The 2,678-nt window shown below is 64.6% G+C and carries 2 protein-coding genes; one reads left to right on the forward strand and one right to left on the reverse strand.

The genetic code is table 11. The annotated features are described in order from the left end of the window. Window positions 1-144: 144 nt before the first annotated feature. Window positions 145-660: a DUF2199 domain-containing protein gene (locus tag ACN6PJ_RS31400; protein WP_427986613.1), complete on the forward strand. Its 516-nt coding sequence runs from the start codon at window positions 145-147 to the stop codon at window positions 658-660. Between the two features lie 110 nt (window positions 661-770). On the opposite strand, the gene acpA is transcribed toward ACN6PJ_RS31400, so the two are convergent. Beyond that, entirely contained in the window at window positions 771-2,516 is a 1,746-nt protein-coding gene (gene acpA / locus ACN6PJ_RS31405) for an acid phosphatase (protein WP_427986612.1), read from the reverse strand. Window positions 2,517-2,678 lie beyond the last annotated feature (162 nt).

The raw sequence follows: 2,678 nt of genomic DNA on the forward strand, positions 1-2,678 counted from the left end.
CCGCCACCGTGCCGGACGCCTTAAGAACCCGCACCGCATCAACACCAAGCAGCAAAGATCTAAAGCACCGGCTCAGCGTGCCGAAAAACGCGCAAATCAAAGCACCCGAGCAACCACATCCCCCGCTTGATGAAGGCAGCAGCAATGGATTTCTCTTTCAAATGCACCACCTGCGACGAGGTCCATTACGGCCTGCCGAGCTTCGGCGCCGAAGCGCCCGCCACGTACTACGCCGTGCCGCCTGAAGATCGCGAGCAGCGTTGCGATCTGGGCAGCGACGACTGCGTGATCGACGAGCAGCACTTCTATGTGCGCGGCTGCATCGAGCTGCCCATCGTGGGTCACCCCGAGCCGTTTGTATGGGGCGTATGGGTGTCGCTCAGTCTGCAAAGCTACGAGACATGGGTGCGGATGTCAGACGAGCCGAAGCGCTCGCACACGCCGCCATTGTTTGGCTGGCTCACGACGCAGCTTGACCCGTATCCCGACACGATCGGATTGAAAACGCACGTTCATCTCAGGGACGACGGCTTCCGGCCGTTCATCGAGTTGGAGCAGACGAGCCATCCGTTGGCGGTCGAGCAACGCGAGGGGATTACGACCGGCCGAGTCGCGGAGATCTACGCGCTGCTCGTGCACGGGCAGGCGGGAACGGCGTAGGCGGGCGATTCGCCAGACGGATCGCTGTCGGACTACATGCTGCCCGAAGGAACTCCACCCGACAAATCGCCGCCCGACAAATCGCCCGCCCGCCTGCTCGCCTACCTGCGTCAGGCGCTGAACGTCAGCGCATTCGTCAGGTCGCCCATCGCCGCTTGCCCGCGTGCCGTCATGGCGTCATCGCGCGCCTTCAGGCCGTCGAGTATCGGCAGGTCGAAGAGCCGCGTCGCAAGGCGCAGGATGGATCCTGTGTCGTAGATGGTGTGGTCCACGGTGCCCTTCTTGGCGAAGGGCGACACGATCACTGCGGGGATGCGCGTGCCCGGGCCCCAGCGGTCGCCTTGCGGCGGCGCGACGTGATCCCACCAGCCGCCGTTCTCGTCCACGGTGATCACCACCACCATGTTCTCCCACTGCTTGCTCTTCCTCAGGCTGTCCACGATGTGCGCGATGTGGCGATCGCCCGAGTCAACGTCCGCATACCCCGCGTGCATGTTCAGGTTGCCCTGCGGCTTGTAGAAGGTCAGCGGGGGCAGCGTGCCGGCTTCGGCATCGGCCAGGAAGTTGTTGGTGGCATTGAGGTCACCCAGGCCGCCGTCGCGGATGTGCGTCGTGCGCGCCGAGGTGCCCGGCCCCGTGCTCTTGAAGTAGTTGAAGGGCTGATGGTGCGCCTGGAAATTGGGCGAAGACGGAAAGCCCGTGTTGGCCGTCGAATCCACGGCCGCTTTCCAGCCGCCTGCGTACCACGCCCAATCCAGGCCTTTGGCGCTCATCAGGTCGCCGATGTTGGCGTGCGTTTGCGGGACCATGGTTTGCGGGTTTGTCGGGTCGGCCAGCGTGGGATCGGTGGCATCGCGGCTGAACGAAGGCCAGTAAGGCGGGGCCATGGTGTTGACCCCGTAGCCGTCGGGCGTGAGCGCGCTGGCGCCGAATTGCGGGACGCCTGTCAGCGCGCTAGCGGGCGACGTGGGCTTGGGTTCAAGGCGGGGATCGGCGGGATCGGCGCTTTGCAGTTGCGCGATCTGAGGCTGGGCGACCGAGCTTGCGGCGTCCGGATAGAACGGCGGGCGTGCGGCGACCAGGTATTGATGGTTCAGGAACGAGCCGCCGAAGGCGCCCTGGAAGAAGTTGTCGCACAGCACGAATTCCTGCGCCAGCTTCCACAGCCGCAGGTTGTACGCGGAATCGCTGTAATGACCCATGACGAGCGCGCCGGAATCGGCCCATGCGACGAATTTGTCATTCTTGCCGCCGTTGATTTGCATCTGATTCTGGTAGAACACGTGCCAGAGGTCGCGCGTCACCACGCCTTGCGGCAAGGGTTCGCCTTGCGGTCCCTGCAACGCGAACGGCGCGTTGGACAGGTTGTTCATGTAGGCCGCAGCCTGGTCCACCTGGTAGGTGATGTGGTTGGCCTGCTGCGACGTGGGCACCATGCCGTTCCACACGGGCGGCAGCACGGGCAACGGTGTGCCGTCGCGATCGAGCTGCGTGTAGTCGGCCGGCGTCAGCGCGGACAGGGGCTTTTCCACGCCGGGGAAGTTGGCGAACAGATTGTTGAAGCTGCGGTTCTCGGCAAAGATCACCACCAGCGTCTTGACGTTGTCGCGTAGCTGCGTGGTCAGGTCGGGCGCAGGGGCGGGCGTGGGTTCTGGCGCAGGCGCGGGGGCGGGCGCGGGCGCTGCGGGGCTGTCATCGTCGTCGTCATTGGAGCAGCCGGACAGCGCGCCCATGGCGGCCGCGCTGGCGCCCAATGCGGCGATGCCGGTCAGAAAGCCGCGGCGGGTGGCGCGTACGGGCGTTGCGCTGGAGCCGTCCTGCGAAGATTCTCCAGTGCTTTTGTCTTTGTCGGACATGAAAGGTCTCTTAAGCTTGCGGATGACGTGGCGCACTGTCATTGCGTCACGAAAATCGCCGGATGACAGCCGGCATCGTTAACGGCCGCTAGGCTAAAGAGACAAGGTTCTATCGGTGTGACCATCCGCTGTCGGGAAGCTGTACGCAGCCATCTGCGCGCC

The sequence above is a fragment of the Achromobacter sp. genome (genome assembly GCF_050285585.1).
Taxonomy (GTDB): Bacteria; Pseudomonadota; Gammaproteobacteria; order Burkholderiales; family Burkholderiaceae_B; genus Achromobacter.

Bases quoted from the DNA above. Each gene is read 5' to 3' on its own strand.
- ACN6PJ_RS31400 (WP_427986613.1), top strand. From the start codon at position 145: ATGGATTTCTCTTTCAAATGCACCACCTGCGACGAGGTCCATTACGGC.
- acpA (WP_427986612.1), bottom strand. From the start codon at position 2,516: ATGTCCGACAAAGACAAAAGCACTGGAGAATCTTCGCAGGACGGCTCC.